Raw genomic sequence first — 6449 nt, 5'->3', positions numbered from 1 at the left:
GCCACCATCCCGAAGGGCCAAAAGGAAGTCTGGAGCGATCTGGTCAGGGCAGTGGGAAACTGGCGTGAAGAGACCATGACCTACTTCGAGATGGACATGCCCGTCACCAACGCTTACACGGAGTCCATCAACCGACTGGCCAAGGACAAGAACCGTGAAGGGCGCGGTTACTCCTTCGAGGTGATGCGGGCACGAATGCTCTACACCACGAAGCACAAGAAGAAGGCACCGACTGCGAAGGTCTCTCCTTTCTACAAGAAAACCATCGGTTACGGACTGCCGGACTTCGCAGAGGAACTCAACTACGGAGTCGATCTATCAACCATCTGAGGGTGGTATCAGATTGATGGGGTGAAGGTGCCCCATCAACCATTAAATCCGTATACCCCTTTAAAAAAAGGCCGTCTGAAAGTTTCAGACGGCCTTTTTATTTATCCAAACGCTTAGTTTCCGTTCAATCTTTATCTCAATAATTCGTCGGTAACGCGTTGCAGAAATTCGATGCGCTCGGGTTTGGCTTCGCCTGATTCGGCAGCGGCTTTGACGGCGCAGCCGGGTTCAGCGCGGTGGGTGCAGTTGTGGAAACGGCACTGGCCGATAAGGTGGCGCAGGTCGGGGAAGTATTGTAATAAATCGGCAGCTTGGAGATGGTGCAGGCCGAATTCTTGCAGGCCGGGGGAATCGATGAGTCGGGTTTCTGCGTCTAAATCGTACAGTTGGGCGTGGGTGGTGGTGTGTTTGCCGGAATCGAGCGCGGTGGAAATGTCGCCGGTTCGGGCGGCTTGGTTGCCGAGTAGGGAGTTGGTCAGGGTGGACTTGCCCATGCCGCTTTGTCCGAGCAGGATGTTGGTTTGCCCTTCTAAAATGGGACGCAGGATGTCGGCGTTTTCCAATGCGTTGGTTTCGACCACGGGGTAGCCGAGGGTTTCGTAGAATTTGAGTTTCTCGCGCCATTGGGCGGTTTTGGGGAGGTCGGCTTTATTGAGGACGATGACGGCGTTAATGCCGGCCGCTTCGGCTGCGAGGAGGGCGCGTTGTAACAGGGCTTCGCTGGGTGAGGGGCTGGCGGCGGTTACGATGAGCAGTTGGGTAACGTTGGCGGCAATCAGTTTGGTTTTCCATGCGTCTTGGCGGTAGAGCAGGCTTTCGCGCGGGAGGTAGTCTTCAATCACGACTTGTTCGCCGTTGATGGGGCTGATGCGGACTTGGTCGCCACAGGCGAAATCGACGCGTTTTTTGCGGGTGGTGGCGTCATATATTTGGCCGTCGGGGGTGCGGACAATATAGCGGCGGCCATAGCTGGTAATAATTTGGGCGGTATCGGTCATGATGGAGTTTATTGTTTGGAATGGTGTGATTGTACCGAAAGTCGGCTATGGCCGTCTGAAAACTTGTTTGCACCTTTTAACTTTCTTTGGCTTGGTTTTTGGGTGTTTCTACTCTATATTTGCAATGTATTGGTTTTCAGGAGATTTTTTTATGGATTTCAGTCAGTTGCTCAATCAGGTTTTGGGTGCGGCTCAAAAAGGCGGCAAAGCGGTGGCGGACAGCCCGCTCAATTCTTTCGGCGGTGGCGCGCTGACGGGTGCTTTGGCATCGATGCTGTTGAAAAAGAAAAACGCAAAGAAGCTGGTCAAGGCCGGCTCGGTTGCCGCTTTGGGTTTTCTGGCTTATAAAGGCTATCAAAACTGGAAACAAAACCGCCAGCAGGACGAATTGCCGCAAAGTGCGTTCCAACCTGCCGGCCTGATTGGTGAAAACCACAGCCGTGTGATTTTGCAAACGATGATTGCGGCGGCGGCTTCAGACGGCCTGATTGACGATGCGGAACGCGCGGCCATTGAGCGTGAAAGCGGCAGCGATGCGGAAACGGCGGCATGGTTGCAGGCGGAATATGCGCAACCGGCCTCCATCGAGCAAATTGCCGCTTCGGTCGGCAATGACGAGGCTTTGGCAGCCGAAACTTATCTGGCGGCCCGATTGGTCTGCGCGGACTTGTCGCGCAAGGAAATTGTGTTCCTGAGCCGTTTGTCCCAAGCTTTGAATTTGGACGACCAACTGGTCGAGAGTTTGGAAAAACAGCTCGAATTGGCTTGAGCTGGATTTAAAAGGCCGTCTGAAACTTGATTTCAGACGGCCTTTCGACTTAATTTCAGAGTAAAATAACCCCTTCGACATATTAAAGGCTGTCTGAACATGAATAAACTTTTTTCCACATTCAAAACGTTTTTAGCCGCTTCGTCCGTCTTGGTATTGGCTGCCTGTCCGAGCGGCAACGCGCCGCAATCCAAACCTTCTACGCAGGGTCAAAATACGGTTTCGCATACTGCACCCAAACCGAAAGCCACGGTTGCGCTGGCTTTGGGCGGCGGCGCGTCCAAAGGCTTTGCCCATATCGGGATTATTAAGGTTTTGAAAGAAAACAATATTCCGGTCAAAATCGTTACTGGTACATCTGCCGGCTCGATTGTCGGCAGTATGTACGCTTCGGGAATGTCGCCCGACCGCCTCGAATTGGAAGCGGAAATTTTGGGTAAAACCGATTTGGTGGATTTGACCTTGTCCACCAGCGGCTTCATCAAAGGCGAAAAACTGCAAAACTACATCAACCGCAAAGTCGGCAACCGCCCGATGCAGCAGTTCCCCATCAAATTTGCCGCCGTTGCGACCGATTTTGAAAGCGGCAAACCGGTGGTATTCAACGTAGGCAATGCCGGACAGGCCGTCCGCGCTTCTGCTTCGATTCCGAACGTGTTCCAACCTGTCGTTATCGGCAGTCGCAAATATGTGGACGGCGGCCTGTCGCAGCCCGTACCAGTCAGCGCGGCGAAAAAACTGGGGGCAAACTTCATCATTGCCGTCGATATTTCCGCCCGTCCGGCCAAAAATGTCAGCCAAGGTATGTTCTCCTATCTTGACCAAACCTTCAACGTGATGAGCCAAACCGCCTTACACCAAGAATTGGGCCAAGCCAATGTGGTCATCAAACCGCAGGTTTTGGAGCTGGGCTCGATTGGCGGTTTCGACCAAAAACAACGCGCCATCCAATTGGGCGAACAAGCCGCACGCGCCGCCCTGCCTGAAATTAAACGAAAACTGGCGGCATATCAGTATTAAGTATCCGCCATTTGAACAGGCCGTCTGAAAGTATGTTTTTCAGACGGCCTTTCTTGTGCAAATCTGCTAAAATCACGCGTTTCCTACAAATCATAAAATCCTAAAAAAAATGAATATCTTTTACGAAGAGTCCGGCCAATTCAAAGTTGCCTCCATCGTCCAAAAAAACGACGCCACCTACCAAGTCGATACCCAACACGGCAAACGCACCAAAGTGAAGGCAAATAATGTCTTTGCCGAGTTTGACGGCGATATGGCGGCGTTTTTAGAGAACGCGCAGGCGCAGGCGGCGGACATCGACACCGATTTATTGTGGGAAGTATGCGGCGAAGAGGAATTTACCGCCGAGGCCATCGCCGAAGAATATTACGGCCATGCGCCGACCAAAACCGAGCTGGCGGCGACTCTGATTGCGCTTTACGCCGCACCGATGTATTTCTACAAAAAAGCAAAAGGCGTGTTCAAAGCCGCGCCCGAAGAAACTTTGAAACAGGCGCTTGCCGCCATCGAACGCAAAAAACAACAAGACGCGCAAATCGAAGCTTGGGCGGAAGCCCTGAAACGCGGCGAGATGCCGTCTGAAATCGCGGCGGATTTGAAAACCATCTTACACTCGCCCGACAAGCAGTCGTTGACCTACAAAGCCTTTACCAAAGCCGCCGACGAGCTGAAAATCTCCGCCTACGAACTGGCGAAAAAAACAGGCGGCATTACGTCCATTCCCCAATACCTGCAAGACGGGTTTGAAATCAAATACTTCCCCAAAGGAACAGGTTTCCCCGACCTTCCGCTTCCTGAAATGCCCGACTTGCCCAAAGCCGACGTTACCGCCTTTTCCATTGACGACGAATCGACCACCGAAGTCGATGATGCCTTGAGCCTGACCGACTTGGGCAATGGCATGAAACGCGTCGGCATCCACATCGCCGCGCCGTCGCTTGCCATTAAGCAAGGCGACAAAATGGAAAAAAACATCATGGAACGCTTAAGCACGGTTTATTTCCCCGGCGGCAAAATCACCATGTTGCCCGAAAACTGGATTGCCGCGTTCAGCCTTGACGCAGGTGCATACCGCCCTTCCATCAGCATTTATTTCGATGTGGACAACGAGTTCAACGTCGGCGCACCGACCTGCAAAATCGAAGCAGTCAACATCGCCGAAAACCTGCGCATTCAAACCATCGAGCCGCATTTCAACGCCGAAACCGGCTTGGACGAAGCGGGCGAAATGATGTTCGCCCACCATCAAGACCTGATTTGGTTCTATCAATTTGCCATCGCCCTGCAAAAAGCGCGTGGCAAATACGAGCCCGACCGTGCGCCGCAATACGATTACAGCATCGAATTGGATGAGGAAGGCAACGTATCCGTCGTCCGCCGCGAACGCGGTTCGCCCATCGATACGCTGGTCAGCGAGATGATGATTCTTGCCAACAGCACTTGGGCGCAAATGCTGGACGAAAACGAGCTGCCCGGCCTTTTCCGCGTCCAACCGGCAGGCAAAGTGCGTATGAGCACCAAATCCGAGCCGCACATCGGCATGGGTGTGCAGCATTACGGCTGGTTTACCTCGCCGCTGCGCCGTGCCGCCGACTACATCAACCAAAAGCAGCTGATCAGCCTGATCGACGACATGGCCGAGCCGCTGTATCAAAACAGCGATGCCGAGCTTTTCGCCGCGCTGCGCGACTTTGATGCCGCCTATACAGCCTACGCCGACTTCCAACGTCAAATGGAAGCCTACTGGAGCCTCGTGTATCTGCAACAGCAAGGCACGAGCGAGCTGACGGCCACCATCCTCAAAGAAGACCTCGTCCGCATTGAAGGCCTGCCGCTGGTAACGCGCGCGACCGGTATTCCGTTTGATGCGCTGCCCAAATCGCAGGCATTGTTCAAAATCACTGAATTGGATGCCGAGAAGCAGTTTATCGCGCTCAACTATCAAAAAGCCGTTTTACCGGGCTGATAACGTTATTCCGTTTGAAAAAAGGCCGTCTGAACGAAGAAACAGAAATCTTTGATTTCGTTTTCATCCCTGTTCAGACGGCCTTAATCATCTAAAAATGCTACAATTCCCCTTTTCTGCCCATCATTTCAAACCATGAAAAAAAACGCCCCAAAATCCTTTGAAGAAGCCTTATCCCGCCTCGAAACCCTGACCCAGGCCATGCAAAGCAGCGAAATGCCGCTGGAAGACGCTTTGGCCGCCTATCAGGAAGGCAACGAATTGGTCAGATACTGCCAAACCAAATTGGCGGAAGTCGAGCAGAAACTTCAAGTCTTGGATGCCGGCGAACTGAAGGAGTTGAACCTTGAACCCGGCGAATGAACTCAAAACATGGCAGCAAAAAGCCCAAGCGCAAACCGAATTGTTGCTGGCGCATTTCTTGCCGTCTGAAAGCCAAGTGCCGCACACGCTGCATGAAGCCATGCGTTACGTTACCCTCGGTGGCGGCAAACGGCTGCGCCCGCTCTTGGTGCTTGCCGCGTCCGAATTGGGCGAAGCAAACCAAAATGCCGTCGAGCAGGCGATGGCAGCCATCGAAATGGTGCACGTCTATTCGTTGGTTCACGACGATATGCCGGCGATGGACAACGACAGCCTGCGCCGCGGCAAACCGACCTGCCATGTGCAATACGATGAAGCAACCGCCCTTTTGGTCGGCGATGCGCTGCAAACCCAAGCCTTTGATGTATTGAGCCGTCCGACAGGCCTGTCTGCTGAACGCCAGCTTGCCATGTTGTCCACGCTGGCCCAAGCATCCGGCAGCCTCGGCATGGCGGGCGGACAAGCCATCGACCTTGCCAATGTCGGCAAAGCCATGAATCAGGCCGAATTGGAACAGATGCACAGCCTCAAAACCGGCGCACTCATCCGCGCGGCCGTGGCCTTAGGCGCACTTTCCTGCCCAGACTTAACACCGGCGCAAATCCAAACCTTAGACCGCTACGCCGCCAAATTGGGCCTGGCTTTCCAAGTGATCGACGATGTATTGGACTGCGAAGCCGATACCGCCACCTTGGGCAAAACCGCCGGCAAAGACTCGGACAACGACAAACCGACCTACGTCAAACTGATGGGCCTGTACGCCGCGCGCACTTACGCAGAAACGCTGATTGCAGAAGCCGTTGCACTGATCGAGCCATTCGGCGACAAAGCCTTGCGTCTGCGCCAACTGGCCGAGTTTGTTACCTCACGGAAAAACTAAACGCAAATAAATAAAGGCCGTCTGAAACCTGATTTTAGGTTTCAGACGGCCTTTTTAACAACCTGTTTGGCTTGTATCACCCGAATACGGAGTCTTTCAAAATACGGCTCAGAAATCCCCCGC

At 53.4% G+C, this 6449-nt stretch carries 7 protein-coding genes; 6 read left to right on the top strand and 1 reads right to left on the bottom strand.

What is annotated here, in order from left to right; translation table 11 throughout:
• The coding region (locus ACTHSN_RS10160) for a transposase (RefSeq protein WP_440365299.1) at window positions 1–330 on the top strand (330 nt) is incomplete at its 5' end.
• A gap of 131 nt (window positions 331–461) precedes the next feature.
• Here the strand turns inward: ACTHSN_RS10160 and rsgA are convergent.
• The gene (gene rsgA / locus ACTHSN_RS10155) at window positions 462–1328 is read right to left on the bottom strand and encodes a ribosome small subunit-dependent GTPase A (RefSeq protein ID WP_107811095.1); all 867 of its coding nucleotides are present in this window, start codon (window positions 1326–1328) and stop codon (window positions 462–464) included.
• 151 nt (window positions 1329–1479) lie between these two features.
• Here rsgA and ACTHSN_RS10150 point away from each other — a divergent pair, with 151 nt between their 5' ends.
• The 5 genes from ACTHSN_RS10150 (at window position 1480) to ACTHSN_RS10130 (ending at window position 6326) form a co-directional block, all read left to right on the top strand.
• Window positions 1480–2097: a tellurite resistance TerB family protein gene (locus ACTHSN_RS10150; RefSeq protein WP_036492402.1), complete on the top strand. Its 618-nt coding sequence runs from the start codon at window positions 1480–1482 to the stop codon at window positions 2095–2097.
• Between the two features lie 99 nt (window positions 2098–2196).
• Window positions 2197–3117: a patatin-like phospholipase family protein gene (locus ACTHSN_RS10145; RefSeq protein ID WP_070624876.1), complete on the top strand. Its 921-nt coding sequence runs from the start codon at window positions 2197–2199 to the stop codon at window positions 3115–3117.
• A gap of 109 nt (window positions 3118–3226) precedes the next feature.
• Complete coding sequence (locus ACTHSN_RS10140) at window positions 3227–5083, top strand: ribonuclease catalytic domain-containing protein (RefSeq protein WP_440365298.1); 1857 nt, start codon at window positions 3227–3229, stop codon at window positions 5081–5083.
• A gap of 135 nt (window positions 5084–5218) precedes the next feature.
• Window positions 5219–5446, top strand: a complete 228-nt coding sequence (locus ACTHSN_RS10135) for an exodeoxyribonuclease VII small subunit (protein WP_049352491.1) — start codon at window positions 5219–5221, stop codon at window positions 5444–5446.
• Window positions 5430–6326, top strand: a complete 897-nt coding sequence (locus ACTHSN_RS10130) for a polyprenyl synthetase family protein (RefSeq protein ID WP_440365297.1) — start codon at window positions 5430–5432, stop codon at window positions 6324–6326. The genes ACTHSN_RS10135 and ACTHSN_RS10130 overlap by 17 nt, the downstream gene beginning before the upstream one ends.
• The last annotated feature ends 123 nt before the right edge of the window (window positions 6327–6449 follow it).

The sequence above is a fragment of the Neisseria sp. P0009.S010 genome (genome assembly GCF_051958545.1).
In the GTDB taxonomy this organism is placed as follows: domain Bacteria; phylum Pseudomonadota; class Gammaproteobacteria; order Burkholderiales; family Neisseriaceae; genus Neisseria; species Neisseria subflava_A.
The sequence above is the reverse complement of the archived record's forward strand: the minus strand, read 5'-3'. Positions and strand labels throughout refer to the sequence as shown.